Below are 23,660 nucleotides of genomic sequence, written 5' to 3'. Positions count from 1 at the left end.
AGCTTTATCTTTGAATAAATAGAAGATCATGAAATTAGGAATTGAAGGAAAAACCGCAGTAATCACAGGCGGAGACTCAGGTATAGGGTTGGCCGTAGCTAAAATTTTAGCTTCAGAAGGTGCCCATATCATCTTATCAGATATTAAGCAAGATAATTTAGACAAAGCTTTAGCAGAATTAAAAAACAGTGTAGGCACAGCTAAAGCCATTGCCCATGTTGCCGATTTGGGCAACTATGATAGTGTACTGCAACTGGCCGATGTAGCCCAGCAGCAATTTGGCGGAGCCGATATTCTCATTAACTGCGCTGGCGCACGTGGCGCTGCGGGCGACTTTTTAACTTTGAGTGATGAAGACTGGATGCAAACCATTGATATTGATTTAATGGGTGCTGTACGCATTTGCCGTGCATTTATTCCGCAATTGCAGAAAAAAGGCTGGGGCCGTGTGGTGTTGGTAGCATCAGAAAATGCCTTTCAGCCCTATGAAGAGGAAAGCCCTTATAATGCTTGCAAAGCCGGGATCATCAACTTGTCTAAATGCCTATCGAGATCGTATTCGCACGAAGGCTTATTGTTCAATTGTATCTCGCCTGCCTTTATTGAAACGCCAATGACGGATGCAATGATGGAACAGCGTGCTAAAGAACAAGGTACTACTGTGGAAGAGGCAGTAAAATCTTTCCTGAAAGAAGACCGTCCACATTTGGCAGTTGGACGCAGGGGAAAAGCAGAGGAAGTAGCCAATGTAATTGCTTTCCTGTCATCAGAACTGGCCAGCTTTGTTAACGGTAGCAATTACCGGGTTGACGGCGGCGCGGTAGAATCTGCTTTCGGTTAATTAATATTTTGTTTTAACTACTTACAAAAGCCGGTTTTGAGTGTTAACACTCAAAACCGGCTTTTTAATTTGATATATATGGGCAATAACGCACTTTCGGGCAATAAAGTAAATGAATGGGGTAAAGAAAGCAATGGCAAAGCACTTGTGTTTCTGCACTATTTTGGCGGTGCAGCCGATAGCTGGCAATGGGTGTGCTACGAATTATCTAAAGAATACCGTTCATACGCCATCAACCTACCTGGCTTTGGCGGTACTGAGCCCTTAGAAGAACCTTCGATTAAACACTTCGCTGCATATGTATTGCAGGTGATGCAGGATTTAAAATTAAACAGTTTTACACTAATCGGCCATTCTATGGGTGGTAAAGTAGCTATGCAGGTAGCTGCTGATGCACCCGCCGGCATGGTGGAGCAGCTTATCTTATTAGCCCCCTCCCCACCTACTGTTGAAGCTATGCCCGATGCAGAAAAGCAGCAAATGCTGGTACACCCAAGCGCCGAGGCAGCAACAGCCAATATTAAAAGAAACAGTGTGCAGCCCCTAACTACAGACGCTTACGAAATTGCGGTAGCCACCAATTATATTGTGGATGGCAATACCTGGCGTTGGTGGATTGAGCAAGGCATGAGCCAATCCATTGCAACAGAAGTTGCCAGTCTCCCCATGCCGGTTACAGTGCTGCACTCCAAAGACGACCCAGCCATTACTACAAAAATGATTCACGAAGAAGTGATGCCAAATTTAAAAGATGCACGTTTAATAGAAACGCAAGGCCTGGGGCACCTTTATCCATTAGAGCAACCGGGCTGGGTAGCTGAAATGATCAGGCAACTGGTGAAGTAGCATTCGCATCAAATTACTTTAAGATTAAAAATTTTTGATTCGGCACCCGCTTAAACTTTCACCGAAAACTGGTTACTTTGCAAGCGGATGTCGTTGTTTATTGCCTCGTTAAATTCTGGAAGTAATGGTAACTGTTATTATGTGGGTAACAGTAAGGATGCAGTGCTGGTTGATGTTGGAATTTCGTGCCGCGAGGTAGAAAAACGCATGCAGCGCCTTGGGCTTTCTATGCTAAAAGTAAAAGCCATTTTCATATCGCACGAACACTCAGACCATATACGCGGGTTAACCGTGCTAGCAAAAAAATACAGCTTACCGGTTTACATTACACCACGTACCCAAATGTGGGGTCGGCTTGAGCTGGAAGATGCCCGCATTTTTCCTGATGATAAACTTTTTACCATAGGCAGCTTAACGGTTGCTGCATTTTTAAAACACCACGATGCGGCCGAACCACATAGTTTCACCGTGAGCTGCGATGGCGTTACTGTAGGTGTATTTACAGATATTGGCGTACCCTGCACTAACCTGCTTGAGCATTTCAGCCAGTGCCATGCTGCAATCTTAGAAGCTAATTATGATGAGCATATGTTGCACGGCGGCAAATACCCTTTCCATTTAAAGCGTCGCATCAGCGGCGGCAAAGGGCACCTCTCCAACCGGCAGGCGCTGGAATTATTCAAAGCCTACCGAGCACCCTATCTAAGCCATTTACTATTAGCCCACTTATCCAAAGAAAACAATTGTCCCGATTTAGTTCAGAAATTATTTGATGCTCATGCCGGTGATACGAAAGTTGTAGTGGCCTCCCGTTATCAGGAAAGCGCCGTTTATCATATACAGCGCAGCGGCTATCATCATGTTACGTTAACTGCGCCTCCGGTGCAATTATTACCGCAGCAGTACTCATTGTTTTAAGCCGCTACTATCTTTCATGGTATTGAGATGCAACAGGAAGTCAAGTTCCCGTCATTATTCAATTCTTAGTCTAAATTATTCCAACAGAAAGTGAGCTTTGTTGTCATTGCTGATATACAGCATTACATCTAAACACCCTTTTATGGAATACAGACAATTAGGCGCTTCCGGTATGCGCATACCGGTATTAAGCTTCGGCACTGCTACCTTTGGCGGCGGCAACCAATTTTTTAAAGCCTGGGGAGATACCCAGTTAGATGAAGCCAAACAACTGGTACGTTTATGCCTCGATGCAGGGGTTAACTTATTCGACACAGCCGATACGTATTCGCGCGGTTTATCCGAAGAGATTTTAGGTAAAGCACTACAGGGTTTGCGCAACGAGGTACTCATTTCTACCAAGGCCACTTTTACCGCAGGCGACGGTGAAAATGATTACGGCTCATCACGTTATCACCTTATTAAAGCTTGTGATGACAGTTTGCGCCGTTTAGGCACCGACCATATAGATATTTACCACATGCACGGCTTTGATGCCACTACCCCGGTAGAAGAAACCTTGCGGGCTTTGGATGATCTAATTACGACCGGCAAGGTACGTTACATTGCATGTTCTAACTTTTCAGGCTGGCACCTCATGAAATCTTTATCCGTATCTGAACGTTACGGCTGGTCTAAATATGTCGGTCATCAGGCTTATTATTCGTTACTTAACCGTGAGTTTGAATGGGAATTGATGCCACTTGGCTTAAAAGAAGGAATAGGCACCATTGTGTGGAGCCCCTTATCATCCGGTCAGCTCAGTGGTAAATTTCGCCGCGGGCAACCCATACCAGAGAGTTCAAGAATCAGCCAGGGCGGCAGCCATGGTCCAGCTACCAACTTTGAGCACCTGTATAACATTGTGGATGCATTGGACGAAGTAGCCGCAGAGACCGGTAAAACAGTAGCACAGGTTGCCTTAAACTGGTTATTGCAACGCCCAACGGTAGTCAACCTCGTTATTGGTGCGCGCAATGAAGAGCAACTAAAACAAAACTTAGCTGCAACAGGCTGGAACTTAACCACCGATCAGGTAAATAAATTGGATAAAGCAAGTGAACTGCCTCCAATATACCCTTACTGGCATCAGCGCCAAAACCCGAGATTGGTTCCGCCTCTGGATTTTTATAAAAAATAAATTCAGTTTAAAACTTGTCATTGCGAGCGATAGCGTAGCGACCGCTTACTATACAGAGGCGCAGATGTCTCCGTGCGGTTGCCACGCTATCGCTCACAATGACAAAATGGTTTAGCATGTTGTATCAATAGAGAAACCTTATTACCTCGGTCAAAATAACAACTTTCGCGAACAGCCAATTACCAATTCGGTCGTTTTATTGAGAACAATCCACCTTTGCTTTATGTTGATTTTTAACCATGAAGCAAAAGTTACTTTTCTTGTTCAGCATACTACTTACGGTTAGCATCAACTTTCTATCAGCTCAACAATTACAGGGACCACGGAGAGAGCAATTTACAGTAAAAGTAGTAGCCGACCGCTTGAGTGATCCCTGGGAAGTTACTTACGGCCCCGATCACTACCTATGGGTAACCGAGGCCCGTGGTTATCAGGTAAGTCGCATAAACCCGGTAAGCGGACAAAAAACAGTATTGCTGGATTTAACGACTGAGCGGCAATTCCCTCGATATGATAAGCTGCCCAAAGAAGCAGGCGGCAAACCCTGGCCCCAAGGTGGCTTAATGGGCATGGCGCTGCACCCACAGCTACTGAGCGGAAAGCCCTATGTATACCTGGTATATGTGTATCAGTTTAGTGGTGCCAACGAAAAAGGAGATGGTGGCAAGCCCAACTTTGGCGGATATTATTTCACCACCAAAATAGTACGTTACACTTATAATATAAGTACCCAAAAACTGGTGAAACCAACCATACTATGCGATACTATACCCAACAGCAGCGACCATAACGGAGGGCGACTGTTGATTGCGCCCATAAATGGCAAACCTTACCTATTTTATAGTATCGGCGATTTGGGTGCAGGGCAGTTTGGCAACGCCGGTCGCCCCAATCATGCCCAGCAACCCAGCAGCTACGAAGGGAAAATACTTCGCTTTAATGTTGAACCCGATGCACAGGAAACCGGCTTTGATGCATGGATACCGAATGATAATCCATTTAACACCAAAACACAAAATGCGGTATATAGTTATGGTCATCGCAATCCACAAGGACTGGCTTATGCGGTTATCAATGGCGCAGAACATATCTATTCATCAGAACACGGTCCATTTTCTGATGATGAGGTGAATTTAATTGAGAAGGGCAAAAACTACGGTCACCCGCTGATTATTGGCTATGCTGATGGCAACTACAATGGCCTGGCAGCAGGCGTATCAGATCATGAAAGCTTACCGGGCAAATGGCATACTACCTATCCTTTAATTAAAAACGAACAAGCCACTGCTAAGGCCATGGGTACTACTTACCGCAATCCGTTAAAAACATTATATCCTAATTCTGCTGATTTTTTAAAGGGGTTATTCAAAAAGATACAAGGCGGCGACAATGGCGAGTGGGCATCCGAGGCGCCAAGCAGCATTGCAGTGTATACCGCATCAGCTATTCCGGGCTGGCAAAATTCGCTGTTGCTTCCGGCTTTAAAAGGAAAACAATTGGTACGCTTAAAACTAAGCGCTGATGGTGAAAAGGTAATAAGCGATACTATCAATTATTTTAAAAGTAATTCGCGCTACCGTGATATTGCCTTATCTCCGGATGGGCGGAAAATTTATTTAGCAGTGGATAGCTCTTCTATCTCTTCCGGCCCTACAGAAAGCAATCCTCAAAAGAGCAGTTGCAGAGGTTGCATCCTGGAGTTTACTTATCAAAGCGGCGGTCACGAAGAACCAGCAGAACGCCCTGTTAAAGTAAAGGCCCCTTATTTAAAGCCGAAGGACTGAGTTTAGCTAAAATTGATGATACACTTCTCATTTTTAATGAGTTCCATAGATTCAGCAATTTCATAATCCGCTTTTACACGGGCTTCTTCCTGATTATAGTATTTGCGGAGTTCCTTACGGTGATAAGCTTCGTAAAATCGCTTAACCTCAAGCTGCGATTGCAGTATCAATCCGGGTACTTGTACAGGGCGGTGGTCATCGCCCATGGCCACCATGGTGAAATAGCTGGAATTGGTATGCTTTACCTCTTTGGTTCGTATATTTTCAGATTCTACCCTTATGCCAATGACCAATGAAGAACCGCCTACGTAGTTAACTGAAGCCATTAATGATACCATTTCGCCCACTTCTACCGGTGCCATAAAGTTTATGGCATCTACAGAAGCCGTTACACAATACGTTTCGGCGTGCTTGGCAGCACATACATACGCCACTTTATCCATCAGGCTCATGATAATGCCACCATGTATCTTGCCGCCAAAATTGGAGTAAGAAGGAATCATGAGTTCGGTTAATGTGGTGCGCGAGCTGTTTACAGTTTTATAGCCATCCATGTGTATCAGGTTTTGTGGTAAATATAATAAACCCAATTTATATCACTATTTGTAAACACACAGGTCAATATCAGGCAATATTTAGTTATTTCGTATTTACTATGAAAGCAGAAAAAATCACCGAATTAACCGGCCATAGCAACCCCATTTTTGCGCTCGAACTTTCGCAAAAACCGGGAATATTATTCAGCGGCGGCAATGATAAAGGTTTGGTAGAATGGAGCTTAAAAAGCAATACTTTTATAAAGGTGATGTTCCCGGTAACGGCCAGCATTTATGCCATCCATTGCCTAGTTGACTTTCCATTAATGATGACTGGTTTACGTAACGGCGATGTGTTGGTGTTCGATTTTATACAACAAAAGATCATCGCTACATTAAAAAAGCATCAAAAGCCGATATTCGATATCAAATCCGCCCCCGGAAAAAAAGAGATATTAATTGCTTCAGAAGATGGCTCAATTTCTGTTTGGAGCTTAGAAACCTTACAGTTGCTACATATTATCCGGGTATCAATAGATACAGTGCGCAGTATTGCTATATCATTTGACGAACAGCAGGTAGCATTTGGTTGCCGTGATCAATCCATTCAGGTTTACAATCTTGCTGATTACAGTCACCAGGCTACTTTAAACAATCATACTATGGCGGTATTCAGCGTTCAGTATACGCCTGATGGCCGTTATTTATTATCGGGCGGCCGCGATGCCCAATTAAAGGTTTGGGATGTAAGCACACATCAGCTTGTTCAATCTGTCCCCGCACACTTATATGCTATCAATCATATCCTTTGCCACCCTACCCTACCTTATGCAGCTACCGCAAGCATGGATAAAAGCATTAAAATATGGGGGATAAATGATTTCAAATTGTATAAAATCATCAGTCGCGAAAAAGGCTACGCTGCCCACCAGCTTTCGGTAAATAAACTGGCCTGGGATGAAAACAGGCTAATATCAACAGGTGATGATAAACGAATCATCCTATGGGAGATAAGCGAATTTTAATACATGTTAAGTAATTTTTAAGCCTTACTTCCACACAAACGGCCCATAAATCGGTTTTAATATTTTACACTAACTATTTAAAACATATCTATGGACAGCATCAATCAGCAACAGCCCGAAGACAACTATAAAGATTTGCATGACGCCGAGGGCGTTAAGAAAATACAGGAACTGGTAGCTAAAGCCGAAACCTGTTTTTTTTGTAGCAATATTAAAACCGGTATTCCTTTTTCTACCCGCCCTATGGCTGTACAAAAGGTAGATGACGAGGGTAATTTTTGGTTTTTGAGCAGCAAAGACAGCCACAAAAACGACGAACTAACCCATGATCCATTTGTACACCTGTTGTTCCAGGGTTCGGCCCATTCAGATTTTTTGAATATATACGGCATTGCCAGCATCAGCGAAGACAAACAAAAAATTAAAGAACTGTGGCAGCCGGTATTAAAAACCTGGTTTACCGAGGGTGAAGATGACCCACGCATCACGGTGGTTAAAGTAGAACCAACCGAAGGCTACTATTGGGATACGAAACATGGCAACGCCGTAGCTATGGTAAAACAAGCCGTTGGCGCCGTAATTGGTAAAACTTTAGATGACTCTATTGAAGGCAAAATAGATGTAGAGAAGGATTAAGGCATCATAACTTTAAATCACTTTGTCATTCTGAGCAACATCGAAGAACCTATACTTAAGCTAACAAGTGTACAGGTTCTTCGATGTTGCTCAGAATGACATTTTAATTTTATGAAAAGTCTTAAATTATTCCAGCCTTTTTTAACTCTCCCTCCATTTGCTGCTGCAATTTCACCGCTTCGGCCCTTGCCACTTCCGCAAAGTCATCACCGCTTGAGGCATATAAAATTGAACGTGAGGCGTTAACCAGCAAACCACAATCAGCAGTCATACCGTAACGGCAAACGTCCTCTAAACTTCCTCCCTGGGCACCTACGCCAGGCACCAGTAAAAAGTTATCAGGCGCTATTTTACGTATATGTGTAAATTCTTCGCTTTTGGTTGCCCCCACTACATACATCAGGCAATTGGAGCCAGCCAAAGTATTCGCCTTTTTGATGACAGCTTCATACAATAACCCTTCATTGGTTTCCAGGTATTGATAATCGCGGCTGCCAACGGATGATGTGAGCGCCAGAATGATAATCCACTTGCCCTCATATGCTAAGTATGGTGTTATACTGTCGTGCCCCATATAAGGCGTAATGGTAATGGCATCAAAACCCATTCCGGTAGCCGCTTCATCAAAAAAGGCTTTGGCATAATGGCTGCTGGTGTTGCCTATATCTCCACGTTTCGCATCAATAATACTGATACAATTTTTTGGCAGATGCTGATAAGTGCCTATCAAGCTCTGCAGGCCAACCATACCGCGGCTCTCGTAAAAAGCAGCGTTGGGCTTGTAAGCTACACATAAATCTTGAGTAGCATCAATGATACGCTTGTTAAATTCCAGTACCGGATCGGGATAATGCTTTAAACAGGCGGGTAATTTTGCCGGATCAGTATCTAAGCCCACACATAAGAAAGATCGTTTTTGCTTAATTTGTGCTACCAGTTGCTCGTAATTTAACATTGCAGTAAAAAAGAATAAATATTTTCGTTTCAAAAAAACTAAAATTTAAGCGTAGTGTTACGATACTGTAGTTAATTTTTCATGAATTTGTTGTTGTGAAATTAATTAGCTATTTTTACAGCGTTTCCTTTTAAGTCTTTTCTCCGGTTCCGGCGAAAGTTTAAAAATCCCACGTTGTTTTATATACATCTCAAGTTAATAACCGCAGTGATCCTGCAAAACATTTCCATACAATAATTAATATTTTTTGGACTCATTATCCGACTCATGCCTGATACATTAGAATTGAATGACAAGCTTGTGCCTGAGCTGCGCCAGATAGCAAAAAACTTAGGTATAACCGAAGCTGATGAATTACGCAAGCCACAATTAATTTCGCGCATTGTTGAACAAGAGCAATTAATTGAAACTGCACGCCAGCAACAAAACGTTTTAGAACAATCATATACCAACGCCAATACACCTGCCCCCGCTGCTGCCGATGAACCTGCTGCCGACAATGCCGAAGCAGATAAACCGCGTAAAAGAACGCGCACTTTAAAACCGAAAGCTGCAGCGCCACAAACGGCGGTAGAAGATACCAACACAACCAACTTATTTGATGCTGCTCCGGAAGCCGAAACTCAGCCAGAACCTGCTGCTGCAGCTGCCGAAGCTACTGCCACAGCAGCTGAACCGGGTGAAACCATTGCCGAAAAATTAGCAGCACAGGCTGCACAAGCGCAGGCCGCGGTACAAAATACTGCAGCGCCGGAGCAACGCCCGCAACAGTTTGAACGCCGGTTTAACAACAATGGTAACGGCCAGCCTAAAGAAAATAACCGCCCGCAGCAACAGCAAAGAAATCAGCAACAGCAGCAACAAGAACCGGCTATTAACCTGGACTTCGATAACGTAATAGTTAACGAAGGCGTGCTGGAAATTATGCCTGACGGATATGGCTTCCTGCGCTCGTCTGATTATAATTACCTGACTTCTCCGGATGATATTTATGTATCACAATCGCAGATTAAGCTGTTTGGTTTAAAAACAGGTGATACGGTTAGAGGCAGTATACGTCCACCGAAAGAAGGCGAAAAGTACTTCCCACTGGTACGTGTTGAAGCCATCAACGGCCGCCAGCCTGCACAAGTGCGCGATCGTGTGCCTTTTGACCACTTAACGCCACTATTCCCATCAGAACGTTTGAATCTGTTTACCGAAGGCAGCAACTACTCAACCCGCATTATGGACCTGTTCTCACCTATTGGTAAAGGTCAGCGCGGTTTGATTGTGGCTCAGCCTAAAACCGGTAAAACCGTATTACTGAAAGATGTGGCCAATGCTATTGCTAAAAACCACCCTGAAGTATACCTGATTATCCTGCTCATTGACGAGCGCCCTGAGGAGGTAACCGATATGGCCCGCAGCGTACGTGCCGAAGTAGTATCATCTACTTTCGATGAGCCGGCCGAGCGCCACGTAAAAATTGCCAACATTGTATTGGAAAAGGCCAAACGCATGGTAGAATGCGGACACGACGTAGTCATCCTGCTGGATTCTATTACTCGTTTAGCCCGTGCATATAATACTGTTGCACCTGCATCAGGTAAAATACTGTCTGGTGGTGTGGATGCTAACGCCCTGCATAAACCCAAGCGTTTCTTTGGTGCAGCACGTAATATTGAGGATGGTGGTTCATTAACTATTATTGCCACAGCCCTTACTGATACCGGTTCGAAAATGGACGAAGTTATCTTTGAAGAGTTTAAAGGTACCGGTAATATGGAGTTGCAACTGGATCGTAAACTGTCTAACAAACGCATCTTCCCGGCTATTGATATTACAGCATCAAGTACCCGCCGCGATGATTTGTTACAAGAGCGTGAAACCTTACGCCGTGTTTGGGTATTACGTAATCATTTGGCTGATATGAATTCTCAGGAAGCTATGGAATTCTTGCTGGCACAAATCAGGGGTACCAAATCAAACGAAGAGTTTTTGATTTCAATGAACTCATAAAACGATAAAAGTAATTTCCGCATTTGTCATTTCGAGCAATAGCGAGAAAGCTTCATCACCGCGCCGGTCTGTTATGGCCGAGCAACCGAAGAAGGTTTCTCGCTGCAATCGAGATGACATTTTTGTTTTATGCCTCGCCTGTTCACCACATACCATTAGAATAGGATTAGCTTTTCAATAAGTTCATCTTATTTTAATTATTATCTGCTACCTTTAGGGCCGATGCAGAAACGTGTAAGAAAACATGTGCCCAATGCCATTACTTGTGCTAATTTGTTCAGTGGTTGTATTGGCATTGTATTAGCTTTTCAGGATAACCTTATTTTTGCCGCTTATTGTATATTTCTGTCCGCCATATTCGACTTCTTTGATGGCCTGGCTTCGCGTGTATTGCAATCCTTCTCTTACATCGGTAAAGATTTAGACTCACTGGCCGATATGGTAAGTTTTGGCGTATTGCCATCAGTAATACTATATGAATTGTTTTTGCAGGCACCGCAAATCAATAACGTAAGCGAGTATTTGAATTTTGCAGCTTTCCTCATCCCGGTATTTTCAGCCCTGCGGCTGGCCAAATTCAACAACGATGAGCGCCAGACTGAAAGTTTTATCGGTTTGCCTACCCCGGCTAATGCCATCCTAATCGCTTCATTCCCTATAATTGTAAAAGATTATCCCTTGCTTTGGCGCGATTATATATTAAATCCTTACTTTCTGGCATTCTTTGTAATGCTGATGTGCTTCCTGCTGGTGGTGGAGTTGCCCCTGATGTCGCTAAAATTCAAAAGCCGCGATAGCAGCAAAAATATTTACCGTTATTTACTCCTGCTGTTTTCGGCAATTTTAATTCTATTTTTTAAATTTGCCGCCGTACCGATAGTGATAGCCATGTATATAGTGCTATCCATTATTCAACTTAGATTAGCAAAATGATGAAGTTTCAGGCCGAGATTGATGTAATGCCAAAAAAAGAAATTCTTGATCCGCAAGGTAAGGCAGTAACCGGAAGTATGAAGAATTTAGGCTTAGGCGAAATTCAGAACGTACGTATCGGCAAGCATGTTTCTTTAGAAATTGAAGCTGAAACTGAAGCTGATGCTTCTGCTAAAGTGGAACAGGCCTGTAAAAGCCTTTTGGCTAACTTAATTATGGAAAGCTATAGTTTTACTCTCCATCAGGCCTAAGCCCGGCTGTTACAGCTGAGCTTCGGCTTCCGTTTTAATTTGGTTCAATTTATTCAGGTTACCTTGCAAACCACTGTTGAGGTCTTGGAATTTAGATTGTAAAGTGCCGGCATCCGGGCTGCCGGTTTTAGCCATGTATTCTACCTCCTGAGCAAGCGCCTGGCTGTCAAGCATACCAAAAAAGCCCAGGTTAGGCTTGAGTTTATGTGCGGCGGCGGCAGCTACCGGCCAGTTAGCGGCTGCAATAGCTTCATTTATTTCCTGTAATAGCGCTGGGGTATGTTGTAAAAACATATCAATTGATTCCACAATAAATTCATTACTGCCATCAGCAATTTCATATAAAAAAGTCAAATCTAAATTAGGAGCGCTATAATCAGGCATTATTAGGTTATTATTTATGTAAAGGTGAATAAATATTGGTTTCGAACACCAAATTTATAATTTTTTCACAATCAAAGCATCACTCAAATTCTCTTTTAGCGATAAAATATTTTTTTTAAATAGAGGATGTAGCAATTCAGGGGCTATTTCGGCCAGCGGTTCCAGGGTAAACCGCCGCTCGTGCAAGTGCGGGTGTGGTATAATTAAATTTGAGGTATGAATAATATCTTGATTGTAAAATAATATATCAATATCAATCACCCTTGCGCCCCACTTCTCTTGTCGCTCACGCCCCAGTTCCGTTTCAATGTTTAACACTTGCTGCAATGCATCTGTAGCCGTTAAAAAAGATTCTACTTTCAGCACCTGATTTAAATAATCAGAGGTTTCAGTATTGCCCCATGCTTGTGTTTCGTATAAAGACGATTGCTGTATTACGGCTCCTACCTTTTCTGCTATATATTTAATAGCCTGCTGCAAAAACAGTTGGCGGTTGCCGAGGTTACTTCCTAATAGCAAATAAATTGTATTCATCTGTTGTAACAATTATATCCCGCCGGGCTCTAAAATACACACCGAATATTAAGTTTGCATAGTTAAAGCATTTAAGCACGTTAATGAAACAATTTTTCAAATTTGTACTCGCCACCATCGTTGGTATTATTGCTTGTTTTATCGTTTTTATCCTCATTGTTGTAGCGCTCATTCCCAGCGGAGATAGCAAAGATGTAGAGGACAACTCAGTATTACACTTAAAATTAGACAAACCTGTTGTTGAGCGCAAACCCGACAACCCTTTTGCGGGACTGGATTTCTTAAATTTAGGCGATAAGTCAATTGGCTTGAACGCTATTTTGGCCGATATCAAAAAGGCCAAATCAGATGATCATATTAAAGGTATATATATTGACGAAAGCAGTGTAAGTGGTGAGGCCACCACCGAAGAAATACGTAATGCTTTAATTGATTTCAAAAAATCGGGTAAGTTTATTATTGCCTATTCAGAAACTTATACGCAAAGCTTTTACTATTTGGCTTCCGTAGCCGATAAAGTTTACCTGAACCCAAAAGGTATATTTGATTTTGGCGGCTTTAGTTCACAAATTACCTTTTTTAAAGGTGCTTTGGATAAACTGGGCATTGAGGCACAGATTATTAAAGTAGGTACTTATAAGAGTGCTGTTGAACCATTTTTCCTGAATAAGATGAGTGACGCTAACCGGCAACAGGTATCCTCCTATCTGGGTTCTATGTACGATCACTTTCTGACCAACATCAGCACAGCACGCCATGTAAATAAAGACAGCCTGTTCAGCATTGCCAATCAGTTAAAAATTCAGTATCCCGAAGACGCTTTAAAATATAAATTGGTAGACGGGCTCAAGTATAAAGATGAAGTATTGGCTGAACTTAAGCAACGCACCGGTATTACTGAGAAAAAAGACTTGCATAATGTAGAGCTGGCCGACTATGATAAAGGTAACGACAAAAAAGCTGATGACGACGATAAAACTTCAGCCAAAAATCAGATTGCTGTAGTTTATGCCTCAGGCGAAATTAACGGCGGCGAAGGCGATGACAACAGCATCGGTTCGGAAACCATCTCAGCTGCTTTGCGCAAAGTGCGCTTGGATGACGATGTGAAAGCAGTGGTTTTTCGTGTAAATTCTCCGGGCGGCAGTTCGTTGGCTTCCAATACCATCTGGCGCGAGGTGGTACTCACCCGTAAAGTTAAACCAGTAATTGTTTCTATGGGTGATTATGCAGCATCCGGAGGTTATTACATCTCTTGTGCAGCCGACTCCATTTTTGCACAACCCAACACTATAACCGGCTCCATTGGCATTTTTGCCATATTGCCTAACCTGCAACATTTTTTAAATGACAAATTGGGTGTAACTGTTGACGGCGTAAAAACCGGAAAATATGCCGATCTGGGTGACATTACCCGCCCGTTAACAGCAGATGAACGCCTGATTTTGCAAAACCAGGTGAACCGCGGATACGATGACTTTACCAAAATTGTGGCCGAAGGACGCCATAAAACCCAGGCTTACATCAACAGTATTGGCCAGGGCCGGGTATGGACCGGTACCCAAGCCCTCAAAATTGGCTTGGTTGACCGCTTGGGTAACATCAACGATGCTATCGTTTCTGCTGCAAAAAAAGCGGGGGTTAAAGATTATACACTATCGGCCTATCCGAAGCAAAAAGGCATATTTGGCCAAGCCAGTGATGATTTGAATGTGAAGATTAAAACGCACATGCTGCAATCAGAACTGGGTGATGATTATCACTACTATGAACAACTGCAAAGTTTAAAGAAAATGGTACGCATTCCACAAGCCCGGATGCCATACACCATCAGCATCAAATAAGAATTTCAAACAACTTATAGCAAAAGCCGCTTTACTATAAGCGGCTTTTGTATTTTTACCCGCTCAGCACAATCTACCTTTATGGAAAATAAAACCATAGCACGTACACTCCGCCTGTTATCGCAACTAATGGAACTGCATAATGAAAATGCTTTTAAAATTAAATCTGTAGCCAATGCTGCTTTTAAAGTAGATAAGTTACCCTATCCTCTCGAAGGCAAATCACTGGAGGAACTGGATCAGATTGAAGGCATAGGCAAAAGTATTGCTGCAAAAATAGATGAACTGCTTAAATCAGGAACCCTTACAGAGCTCGAAGATTTATTAAATCAAACCCCTGAAGGCGTAGTAGAAATGCTGCGCATTAAAGGCATCGGCCCTAAAAAGGTAGCCACTATATGGCACGAGCTGGGTATTGAGAACATTGGTGAGCTGTATTACGCCTGTAATGAAAACCGTTTGGTAAAAGCCAAAGGCTTTGGCGCCAAAACGCAGGATGAAATACGCCGGCTTATTGAATTCAGAATGGCGAATAATGGTAAATTCCTGTATGCACAGGTTGAACCTGAAGCCCAGTACCTGATGGGGCAAATTAAAGCCATGTTTCCTGAAAGCCTGAAAACTTTTACGGGAGGATACCGCCGTTACGACGAAATTTTATCAGAATTGTGTGTACTAATAGGTACGCGCGATTGTGAGTTGGGTTTACAATCACTATCCGAAACAGATATACTGCAACACGCTGCCCTCGAAAACGGCAAAATAAAAGGATATACAGATAATGGAGTTCCTGTAAGTATAACGATAGTAGAGAAGCGGAATTATTATAAAGAACTGTTTTTACAAACAGGAGATGCCGAGCATGTGGCCGCGGTATCAGAACGGTTTACCGATGAAATAGATCAACCGGTAAGCGAGGAGCTGGTATATAAAAAAGCAGGCTTGGAATGGATGCCGCCTGAATTGCGCAATGGTACAGCATTTATTGATGAAGCCTCGCGCAATGCTTTGCCGGTTCTAATTAATTATCACGACTTGAAAGGAACATTGCATAACCATACCAATTATAGTGATGGTATCAATACCTTAAAGGAAATGGCGCTGTATTGTAAAGAACAGCTCAACCTTGAATACTTAGGCGTATGCGATCACAGCAAAAGCGCATTTTATGCGAATGGCCTCAGCGCGGAGCGGGTATTGCAGCAGCATGAAGAAATTGACAAATTAAACAAAACTTTCGGCGAGGGTTTCCGCATTTTTAAAGGCATTGAATCAGATATCCTGAACGATGGTTCGCTGGATTACCCGGACGATATATTACAGCGATTTGATTTTATTGTAGCATCTGTGCATTCTAATTTAAAAATGGATGAAGAGAAAGCTACAGCACGTTTAATTAAAGCCATTGAAAATCCTTATACCACAATGTTGGGGCATCCTACAGGTAGATTATTGTTGAGCCGCCGTGGCTACCCCATTAATTATGCAAAAGTAATTGATGCTTGTGCCGCCAACAATGTAATTATTGAAATTAATGCCAATCCTTTACGCCTGGATTTAGACTGGCGCTGGTGCCGTTACGCGGTAGATAAAGGTGTACTATTGTCCATCAACCCCGATGCCCACCGTGTAGAAGGTTTCGCCGATATGCAATACGGCATTTATGTAGCCCGCAAAGCAGGCTTGCAAATTAAAAATTGCTTTAATGCTTTGCCCTTGGCCGAGGTAAAAGCAGCTTTTGAAAACAAAAAATCTAAAATTACGATATAACCTTAATCACATCTATCCTGCTCTTACATGCTTGCTGAAAAACTGAGCGCCATTATTGACGCAAATAAAAAACCCGAACTATTGGTAATTGGCGACCTGATGATTGACCACTACATCTGGGGCGATGCCACCCGCCTGTCGCCAGAGGCTCCGGTACCAGTAGTGAATGTTAAAAACGAATCAACTACTTTAGGTGGTGCGGCCAATGTGGCTCAGAACCTGATTTCGCTGGGCGCCAATGTTACCCTATCAGGCATTATTGGTAATGATATTTCGGGCCAGCAGCTCACCTCCTTATTGCAAGCAGAAGGTATTGATACCTGCGCCATCCTGCCAGATGAAAGCCGGCCTACAACAATTAAAACCCGCGTGCTGGCCGGCAGTCACCAGCTGGTACGTATAGACCGTGAGGTGACTGATGCCATAAACGCAACGCTGGAAGACAACATGCTCGAAACACTAAGGGGTTGTATTGAAAGGGCAGATATGGTATTGTTTTCTGACTATAACAAAGGGCTGTTTTCGCCTTCACTTACCCAGCGCATTATTAAGGAAACAAACCGGCAAGGCAAAAAGGTAATTGTTGATCCGAAGGGTTTAGACTATTCCAAATATAAAGGTGTATATCTAATTAAACCCAACCGTAAAGAACTCACCGAAGCTACCAAGAGTGCACGCATTAGCAATATTGAAGAGTTACAGCAAGCGGCCAAGGGCCTGTTTCAACAAACAGACATTGAATACCTGGTGGTCACATTATCTGAAGAAGGAATGGCCATTGTAGACGAACTTACTTACAAACTGTTGCCTGTAAAAGCAACAGAAGTATTTGATGTAACCGGCGCCGGTGATACCGTACTGGCTACCATGGCTTACTTTATGGCTGCAGGCTTGAATTTACAGGACAGCTGCGAATTGGCTAACCATGCTGCAGCAATTGTGATACGGCGCGTTGGTAGTGCTACCACAACTCTAAATGAGATTTTAGATGACGTAATCCGCAACCAGAATAAATAAATGCGGCGCGCTAACTCTACTATGGCTCATACCTTTAATTAATGTTATTATGCCCAAAGAAATTGAAACGCGAATATTAAATAAAATCTTTACGCTTCCACAACTTAAAGAACAAGTTACTAAATGGAAAGGCGAAGGTTGTAGAATTGTATTTACCAACGGATGTTTCGATTTATTGCATACCGGGCATATTACTTATCTGGCTAAAGCTGCCGAGTTAGGCGACAAATTGGTTATAGGCTTAAACGCTGATCAATCTGTTCAACGGTTAAAGGGTCCTAACCGGCCTGTTAATAATGAGCAGAGCAGAAGTTTGCTGCTGGCTGCAATGCTATTTACAGATGCCATTGTAGTGTTTGATGAAGATACCCCATATGAGGTGATTACAACTTTGCTGCCTGACATATTGGTTAAAGGCGGCGATTATACCATAGATAAGATTGTGGGTGCCCCGGAAGTGCAAGCTAATGGAGGCGAGGTGAAAACCATTAACTTTGTTGAGGGATACTCATCTACATCCATCATCAATCGCATACGAGGTTAGTTAACGGAGTTAATATAAATGAAAATATTAGTTATCAGGTTCAGCTCCATGGGTGACATTATTTATACTACCCCTGTTGTTCGTTGCCTGAAGCTGCAGTTGCCTGATGCAGAAATTCATTTTCTTACTAAGCCGGCTTTCCGTTACATTTATGATGGGAACCCTTACCTGGATAAGTTGCTGCTTTTACAACCGAAATTGGCAGATACAATTCGAGAAATACAACAGGAAAAGTACGATTACCTGATCGACCTGCACAGTAACTTGCGCACGGCTATTATTAAATTCCGAACCGGCATCCGCTCATCCACTTATCACAAACAACGGATCCGCAAGTGGTTAAGCTTAAAGTTCAACTTAAACCTGGTACCACATACTCACTTAGTAGACAGATATTTAAGCACTGTAAATTTTTTAGGTGTAAGTAACGATGGTAAACCAATTGATTATTACATTAAGCAGAATTATCAATTAGAATCGCTGCTACCGGCAACGCATCAACAACCTTATATTGCCTTTGTAATTGGTGCCACACACTTTACCAAACGCATGCCCGTAAGTAAAATCGTTAATATATGCAGTAAAGTTGAGCGGCCAGTAGTATTACTGGGAGGCCATGATGTAAAAGAGAATGGTGATGCCATTAAAGCTGCTTTGGGAGATCGAATTTACAATGCTTGTGGTATCACTACATTAGATGAATCGGTATTTTTGGTATCTAAAGCTGCCAGACTGATTGGATTTGATACAGGTCTTACTCATATTGCCGAGGCATTTGATATCCCTATTGCCTCAGTATGGGGCAGCACAGTGCCCGAACTGCTGGGAGTGCAACCATACCATGTAAAAGAAGTGCTGATTTCTGGGATAGAGCTGCCTTGCCGCCCCTGTTCAAAATTTGGTTCAGAGAAGTGTCCATTAGGGCATTTTAAATGTATGAACGATCAACCGGAAGAACCGCTTATTGATTTTTTAAATACATAAATATCTATCAATCAAATTCATATATACTTATATCTAAATCAACAACTTACCAATCTGATGAAAAGATTATTACTCAATCGCCATGCAGAAGCTGCCAATCCAAGGGGTGTTGATGATTTCGATAGACCTTTAACCGCTGCTGGTATTATACAAGCGCAAAATTTAGCTGTTAAACTTCAACAGGCGGCTTTAACTCCTGATGCTTGGCTGATCAGTACTGCTCTGCGTGCACAAGCTACAGCACATATTCTTACAGATGCTTTAATGATAGATAATTTGACTAACAACAAACTCATCTATGAGGCTACGGAGCAGACATTGCTTGGTATCATTAACCAATGTAACAATGAATATGATTTTGTTGCGCTTACAGGCCATAACCCTTGCATTAGCTATCTGTTTTACAACCTATGCGGAGAAGTACGAGATGTACCTCCCTGCACCGCGTTGTTAATAGAGTTTGAAGTGGACAATTGGTCGCACATCAGTGCCAATTCAGGCGTTTTAAGATGGTATAACGCCCCTTACTAACCTAAGATGTAGGTTTTGCCCGGTAATGAGCGTATATACCCTTGCAATTCCATATTCAGCAAGGTCATGGTTAGTTGACTGAGTGGAATATTTGCCTTTATTGTTAGGTCATCTATCGCCAGCGGAGCTTCATGGTGTTGCAGCAACTCAAAAATGCGCATCTCTTCAGCTGATAGCCCCATAGGCAGAATCATTTGCTTTTTAGGCTTCTTTGCATCACCGGGCTTGTCCCATCCCAATGCATAGGCCAAATCGGGAGCGCAGGTAAGCAGAGCTGCTTTATGATTCCGGATAAGGAAATTACACCCCTCAGAGTATTCATCGTTTATACGGCCTGGAAATGCATATACATCTCGGTTATATGAATTGGCAATCTCTGCCGTAATTAAAGCCCCACCTTTTATTCCGGCTTCTATTACCACTGTAGCATCTGCCATGCCAGCCACAATGCGGTTGCGTTGCGGAAAATTCTCACGGTCAGGCTTTGTTCCCGAGGGAAATTCGGTTAACAAGCCACCATTTAAAATCATCTTATCAGCCACCAATCGATTTTGAGCCGGGTAAAGGCGATCAAGCCCATGCCCTAACACACCTATGGTTGGCACATCCAGGCGCAGGCTCTCTTTATGAGCGGCTACATCAATACCTAAAGCCAAGCCACTTACAATTAAAGCATTGTAGGGCTTTAAATCCTCTATTAGCTGCTTGCATAAGGTGCGGCCGTATTCTGTAGCATTGCGTGTACCTACCACGCTGATTACCCTCTGGTTATTCAGATCCGCATTGCCCTTGCTGTATAAAAGTATAGGGGCATCAGTACAATTTTTAAGGCGTTTAGGATACCGGTCATCTGTGTAGAATATGACATCAATATCGTTCTTTTCCGCAAAAGCCACTTCTTCCTGAGCGCGGTCTAAGGCAGCCTGCAAGTTTAAGTTATCAGCACGCATACCTACACCGGGCACTTTCTTTAAATACTGTTTAGGCGCTGCGAAAGCTTCTTCAGGCGTACCAAAATAGTTCAGAATGTTTTTAGACAATGTAGCGCCAATGCCTTTGATAAAAGTGAGCCCGAGTTGGTGGATAAGTGACATAAAAGGTAAGCCACAATATACTGCTTTAACGGCATACAATCACCAAAAACATTTAGTTACTATAAATCAACGCTTTACGAATAAAAAACTATTTTTGTAGTTTATGAACTATATAAATAGTAGCTTTTTATTACATAAAAACTATTGAAATAGTTTACAAACTATCAACGCAGTTTAACCAAACTACACTGATAGTTTCGTATTTTTGCATAAAATGAAAGAATTAACTACTGCAGAGGAGCAGGTAATGAAATTGCTCTGGCAATTAAAAGAGGCGATAGTAAAAGATATTATAGCAAAGATGCCCGAACCTAAGCCAGCTTATAATACAGTTTCTACTGTAGTACGGGTACTGGAGGGCAAAGGCGTGGTAGCTCATAAAGCCTATGGCAACTCACACGTATATTACCCACTGATAAAGGAAGAAGATTATAAAAAATTTGCTGTTGAAAAGCTGCTGAAAAGCTATTTTAATAATTCACACAAAAACCTGGTCTCCTACCTGGTAAAAGAAGGAAACGTAAATATTGCGGATTTTGCCGAATTGATCTTGCTGGCAGAGCGGAACAAAGCAAAATAGATTACTGCTGGGTAACCTATTTTGCTTTTACGTAAATTACTTGCTTGGTGTCAAAAAACTCCTCGTCAAAGTAATCTTTTAAGTGGTATTGTTGTACTTGCAGGCCGGAATCGGTGATTTCCTGTGTGAGATCGCCACCTTTCAGGTAAAGCAGGCCATTAGGTAACGCGTTGTGCGACTGCTTTTTAAACTTATTTTTTATCCAGGGATAGAAATCTTTGAGCTGAGTAACGGCCCTGGAAACTATAAAATCAAACAGGCCCGGCACCTGCTCAGCACGGGTATGGGCAGCAGAGAGGTTTTGCAGTCCGATAGCATCAGCCACCTCCTCCACTACCTTAATTTTTTTGCCGATAGAATCTACCAAGTGAAATTGCGCCTTAGGGAACAATACGGCCAGCGGAATGCCCGGAAAGCCACCGCCAGTACCTACATCCAATACATGTGTACCCGGTACAAATGCCATTACCTTTGCAATACCTAATGAATGTAATACATGGCGCTCAAACAGCAAATCAATATCCTTGCGTGATACCACATTGATCTGGCTATTCCAGTGCTGATATAAGGGTAAGAGATATTTAAACTGCCTTTGCTGCTCCTCTGTAATTTCGGGAAAATATTTTTGTATCAGCTCAATATCCATTCTGCTGCTTTTCTTTTAAAATGTTGCCTAACAAATATTTAGCCCTGAATAACTGGGCCTTTACTGTACCTAATGGAAGATCGAGCTGCTGCGCAATTTCTTCGTAAGAAAGTTCATCAAAGTAGCGCAGTGTAAGCAAATTACGGTAACGTGGCGGCAAACTTTCAATCAAGATTTTTAACTCTTGCGACTCCTGTTTTTTAATGGAGCTTTCTTCCGGGTTAGGCGCATCTGCCTTAATTTGAAGCGGTCGGCTATCCTCCTCCTCTTCCATCATGCTGTGAATAGAAAGGGTGTTTAATTTCTTTTTACGCAGAAAATCGATGCAGTTATTGGTAGCTACCCTGAACAACCATGTACTAAAAGCAAAATCGGGCTGGTATTTATCCAGCTTTTCAAATGCTTTAGCAAAGGTTTCTACGGTTAAATCCATAGCATCCTCTTTATTATTCACCATTTTAAGCGCCATAAAATAGATAGAATCCTTGTAGCGCTGCATAAGGCCTGCGTAAGCTTTCTGATCACCCTCACGTGCTTTTAGCACCAGATGGTAATCATTTTTGGCATTCTCGGTAAAATTTGAATTTACTTCCATTGCTTGGTTTTAATAAACGTACCCACTAATCCGAAAACATTTAAATACACATAATACAACAGGTCGAAGAAGGGAAAAAGCCAAAGAAAATCCTTACCCTGCAGTTTTTTAAACACATTTTGATAAATTACAATTTGCAATATCAATCTGGAAAAATATAAACCTGCGATTGCTATATAGTTCAATTTTAGTGCCAAGCAAACCACTATCATTACATAAAACAAAAACCCACTCATCGCGTCGAAACTCAACAATCTGCGGTGTTGGTTGCGGTAATATTTCCCCACTCCCATATGCCGCTTTTTTTGTTTGAAATACGAGCCAAAAGTGCTTTTTGTCCTGCTGTAGGTAAAAGTTTCTGGATTGATTTGCACAGTTGTATTTACAGCTGTAGCATGCTGATTCACAAACAGATCATCATCTCCTGCCAGGATATGCATATGAGAAGCAAACCCTTTATTGCTAAAAAACAAAGTTTTGGTGTATGCCAGGTTACGGCCAATGCCCATATAAGGATTACCGGCCAGGGCAGCCGATAAATAATTCATACCGGTTTTAAGCGTTTCAAAACGTGTAAATGCATTGATAAAGCCACGCTCTTTCAAATAAGGCGAATAACCCAATACTATTTGGATTTGTTCATTTTCAGCAAACTTGGCAGCCATACCAGCAATCCATTTATTGGAGGCCGGTGCACAATCAGCATCAGTGAACAACAGGTGCTCATGTGCAGCAGCCTTAATGCCCATAGTAAGGGCAAACTTTTTGCCGGTTTTAAAGCGTGGATGCTCAGTAACCGTAACCAATTTTAAATGCGGATAAGTCTTTTGCATCTCCTGAAGCACCATTTCTGATTCATCGTAAGAACAATCATTCACTACAACCACTTCAAAATCAGGGTACTCTTGCGTTAATATGTGTGGAAGAAACTCCGCTAAGTTCTTGGCTTCGTTACGGGCGCTGATCACTACCGAGATGGGTGGAACAATGAGCTCATTAACAAGCGCTTCCACCTTGTAAACCATTAGCCGCCGGTGATAATACAGCAGGTAAAAAAGCTGTATGATCATAAAAAATCCGGTAACGGCTAATAAAATATATTCGGTGTATTGAGGTTGATACGTCAAATCAAGTATAAGTAAAGGGCCAAATTTCTCAAAAATGAATGAATATACAGGCAATAAATCAAAATTAAAGCTATGCATCGCCCCGAATGTTGTAATTTTGCTAC

At 42.4% G+C, this 23,660-nt stretch carries 25 protein-coding genes; 17 read left to right on the top strand and 8 right to left on the bottom strand.

Translation table 11 applies throughout. From position 1 onward, the window contains the following. The first annotated feature begins 28 nt into the window (after nucleotides 1–28). The 5 genes from ACYVNW_RS02040 (at nucleotide 29) to ACYVNW_RS02020 (ending at nucleotide 5,569) form a co-directional block, all read left to right on the top strand. Nucleotides 29–841 carry an SDR family NAD(P)-dependent oxidoreductase gene (locus tag ACYVNW_RS02040; RefSeq protein ID WP_460678173.1) on the top strand — a complete coding sequence of 271 codons (813 nt, stop codon included), beginning with the start codon at nucleotides 29–31 and terminating at the stop codon, nucleotides 839–841. A gap of 78 nt (nucleotides 842–919) precedes the next feature. Next, nucleotides 920–1,687 (top strand): alpha/beta fold hydrolase, encoded by a 768-nt coding sequence (locus tag ACYVNW_RS02035; protein WP_460678172.1) that lies wholly within the window; start codon nucleotides 920–922, stop codon nucleotides 1,685–1,687. Between the two features lie 87 nt (nucleotides 1,688–1,774). After that, nucleotides 1,775–2,605 (top strand): MBL fold metallo-hydrolase, encoded by an 831-nt coding sequence (locus tag ACYVNW_RS02030; RefSeq protein ID WP_460678171.1) that lies wholly within the window; start codon nucleotides 1,775–1,777, stop codon nucleotides 2,603–2,605. A gap of 142 nt (nucleotides 2,606–2,747) precedes the next feature. Next, a complete protein-coding gene (locus ACYVNW_RS02025; protein WP_460678170.1) occupies nucleotides 2,748–3,785 on the top strand; it encodes an aldo/keto reductase in 1,038 nt (345 codons plus the stop codon). Nucleotides 3,786–4,024: 239 nt separating this feature from the next. Further along, the gene (locus ACYVNW_RS02020; protein WP_460678169.1) at nucleotides 4,025–5,569 is read left to right on the top strand and encodes a PQQ-dependent sugar dehydrogenase; all 1,545 of its coding nucleotides are present in this window, start codon (nucleotides 4,025–4,027) and stop codon (nucleotides 5,567–5,569) included. Between the two features lie 2 nt (nucleotides 5,570–5,571). On the opposite strand, the gene ACYVNW_RS02015 is transcribed toward ACYVNW_RS02020, so the two are convergent. Continuing rightward, complete coding sequence (locus tag ACYVNW_RS02015; RefSeq protein WP_460678168.1) at nucleotides 5,572–6,123, bottom strand: acyl-CoA thioesterase; 552 nt, start codon at nucleotides 6,121–6,123, stop codon at nucleotides 5,572–5,574. Between the two features lie 101 nt (nucleotides 6,124–6,224). On the opposite strand from ACYVNW_RS02015, the gene ACYVNW_RS02010 reads away from it, so the two are divergent. Then, the gene (locus ACYVNW_RS02010) at nucleotides 6,225–7,130 is read left to right on the top strand and encodes a WD40 repeat domain-containing protein (RefSeq protein ID WP_460678167.1); all 906 of its coding nucleotides are present in this window, start codon (nucleotides 6,225–6,227) and stop codon (nucleotides 7,128–7,130) included. A gap of 90 nt (nucleotides 7,131–7,220) precedes the next feature. Continuing rightward, nucleotides 7,221–7,766 carry a pyridoxamine 5'-phosphate oxidase family protein gene (locus ACYVNW_RS02005; protein ID WP_460678166.1) on the top strand — a complete coding sequence of 182 codons (546 nt, stop codon included), beginning with the start codon at nucleotides 7,221–7,223 and terminating at the stop codon, nucleotides 7,764–7,766. Nucleotides 7,767–7,887: 121 nt separating this feature from the next. Here the strand turns inward: ACYVNW_RS02005 and pyrF are convergent, their stop codons facing one another. Continuing rightward, complete coding sequence (gene pyrF / locus ACYVNW_RS02000) at nucleotides 7,888–8,721, bottom strand: orotidine-5'-phosphate decarboxylase (protein WP_460678165.1); 834 nt, start codon at nucleotides 8,719–8,721, stop codon at nucleotides 7,888–7,890. A gap of 267 nt (nucleotides 8,722–8,988) precedes the next feature. Here pyrF and rho point away from each other — a divergent pair, with 267 nt between their 5' ends. From rho to purS, 3 genes are all read left to right on the top strand, one after another. After that, nucleotides 8,989–10,722: a transcription termination factor Rho gene (gene rho, locus ACYVNW_RS01995; protein WP_460678164.1), complete on the top strand. Its 1,734-nt coding sequence runs from the start codon at nucleotides 8,989–8,991 to the stop codon at nucleotides 10,720–10,722. Between the two features lie 222 nt (nucleotides 10,723–10,944). Then, complete coding sequence (gene pssA, locus ACYVNW_RS01990; RefSeq protein ID WP_460678163.1) at nucleotides 10,945–11,655, top strand: CDP-diacylglycerol--serine O-phosphatidyltransferase; 711 nt, start codon at nucleotides 10,945–10,947, stop codon at nucleotides 11,653–11,655. Then, nucleotides 11,652–11,906 (top strand): phosphoribosylformylglycinamidine synthase subunit PurS, encoded by a 255-nt coding sequence (gene purS / locus ACYVNW_RS01985; protein WP_460678162.1) that lies wholly within the window; start codon nucleotides 11,652–11,654, stop codon nucleotides 11,904–11,906. Before pssA ends, purS begins: the two co-directional genes overlap by 4 nt. A 9-nt stretch (nucleotides 11,907–11,915) precedes the next feature. Here purS and ACYVNW_RS01980 read toward each other — a convergent pair whose 3' ends face one another. Both ACYVNW_RS01980 and folK read right to left on the bottom strand, forming a co-directional pair. Then, nucleotides 11,916–12,290 (bottom strand): Hpt domain-containing protein, encoded by a 375-nt coding sequence (locus ACYVNW_RS01980; RefSeq protein ID WP_460678161.1) that lies wholly within the window; start codon nucleotides 12,288–12,290, stop codon nucleotides 11,916–11,918. Between the two features lie 54 nt (nucleotides 12,291–12,344). Further along, nucleotides 12,345–12,824: a 2-amino-4-hydroxy-6-hydroxymethyldihydropteridine diphosphokinase gene (gene folK, locus ACYVNW_RS01975; protein WP_460678160.1), complete on the bottom strand. Its 480-nt coding sequence runs from the start codon at nucleotides 12,822–12,824 to the stop codon at nucleotides 12,345–12,347. An 83-nt stretch (nucleotides 12,825–12,907) separates the two neighbouring features. Here folK and sppA point away from each other — a divergent pair, with 83 nt between their 5' ends. The 6 genes from sppA (at nucleotide 12,908) to ACYVNW_RS01945 (ending at nucleotide 19,514) form a co-directional block, all read left to right on the top strand. Then, on the top strand, nucleotides 12,908–14,668 hold the full coding sequence (sppA, locus tag ACYVNW_RS01970; RefSeq protein WP_460678159.1) for a signal peptide peptidase SppA: 1,761 nt from the start codon (nucleotides 12,908–12,910) through the stop codon (nucleotides 14,666–14,668). 81 nt (nucleotides 14,669–14,749) lie between these two features. Beyond that, a complete protein-coding gene (locus ACYVNW_RS01965) occupies nucleotides 14,750–16,438 on the top strand; it encodes a helix-hairpin-helix domain-containing protein (RefSeq protein WP_460678158.1) in 1,689 nt (562 codons plus the stop codon). A 27-nt stretch (nucleotides 16,439–16,465) separates the two neighbouring features. Continuing rightward, nucleotides 16,466–17,455 (top strand): D-glycero-beta-D-manno-heptose-7-phosphate kinase, encoded by a 990-nt coding sequence (gene rfaE1, locus ACYVNW_RS01960; RefSeq protein WP_460678157.1) that lies wholly within the window; start codon nucleotides 16,466–16,468, stop codon nucleotides 17,453–17,455. A 49-nt stretch (nucleotides 17,456–17,504) separates the two neighbouring features. Beyond that, a complete protein-coding gene (gene rfaE2, locus ACYVNW_RS01955) occupies nucleotides 17,505–17,999 on the top strand; it encodes a D-glycero-beta-D-manno-heptose 1-phosphate adenylyltransferase (protein WP_460678156.1) in 495 nt (164 codons plus the stop codon). A gap of 18 nt (nucleotides 18,000–18,017) precedes the next feature. Beyond that, nucleotides 18,018–18,983 (top strand): glycosyltransferase family 9 protein, encoded by a 966-nt coding sequence (locus tag ACYVNW_RS01950; RefSeq protein WP_460678155.1) that lies wholly within the window; start codon nucleotides 18,018–18,020, stop codon nucleotides 18,981–18,983. A 57-nt stretch (nucleotides 18,984–19,040) separates the two neighbouring features. Beyond that, entirely contained in the window at nucleotides 19,041–19,514 is a 474-nt protein-coding gene (locus ACYVNW_RS01945) for a SixA phosphatase family protein (RefSeq protein WP_460678154.1), read from the top strand. Here ACYVNW_RS01945 and dprA read toward each other — a convergent pair. Next, a complete protein-coding gene (dprA, locus tag ACYVNW_RS01940) occupies nucleotides 19,511–20,608 on the bottom strand; it encodes a DNA-processing protein DprA (protein WP_460678153.1) in 1,098 nt (365 codons plus the stop codon). The genes ACYVNW_RS01945 and dprA overlap by 4 nt on opposite strands. Before the next feature lie 214 nt (nucleotides 20,609–20,822). On the opposite strand from dprA, the gene ACYVNW_RS01935 reads away from it, so the two are divergent. Further along, nucleotides 20,823–21,188: a BlaI/MecI/CopY family transcriptional regulator gene (locus ACYVNW_RS01935; RefSeq protein ID WP_460678152.1), complete on the top strand. Its 366-nt coding sequence runs from the start codon at nucleotides 20,823–20,825 to the stop codon at nucleotides 21,186–21,188. A gap of 16 nt (nucleotides 21,189–21,204) precedes the next feature. Here the strand turns inward: ACYVNW_RS01935 and rsmG are convergent, their stop codons facing one another. From rsmG to ACYVNW_RS01920, 3 genes are read right to left on the bottom strand one after another with little or no spacing between them, the layout of a single operon-like run. After that, nucleotides 21,205–21,834: a 16S rRNA (guanine(527)-N(7))-methyltransferase RsmG gene (gene rsmG / locus ACYVNW_RS01930; protein ID WP_460678151.1), complete on the bottom strand. Its 630-nt coding sequence runs from the start codon at nucleotides 21,832–21,834 to the stop codon at nucleotides 21,205–21,207. Then, the gene (locus ACYVNW_RS01925; protein WP_460678150.1) at nucleotides 21,824–22,429 is read right to left on the bottom strand and encodes an RNA polymerase sigma factor; all 606 of its coding nucleotides are present in this window, start codon (nucleotides 22,427–22,429) and stop codon (nucleotides 21,824–21,826) included. Before ACYVNW_RS01925 ends, rsmG begins: the two co-directional genes overlap by 11 nt. After that, on the bottom strand, nucleotides 22,420–23,499 hold the full coding sequence (locus ACYVNW_RS01920) for a glycosyltransferase (protein WP_460678149.1): 1,080 nt from the start codon (nucleotides 23,497–23,499) through the stop codon (nucleotides 22,420–22,422). The genes ACYVNW_RS01925 and ACYVNW_RS01920 overlap by 10 nt, the downstream gene beginning before the upstream one ends. Nucleotides 23,500–23,660 lie beyond the last annotated feature (161 nt).

The organism is Mucilaginibacter koreensis, assembly GCF_054783355.1.
Note: the sequence above shows the minus strand (reverse complement) of the source record. Positions and strands in the feature narration are given on the sequence as shown.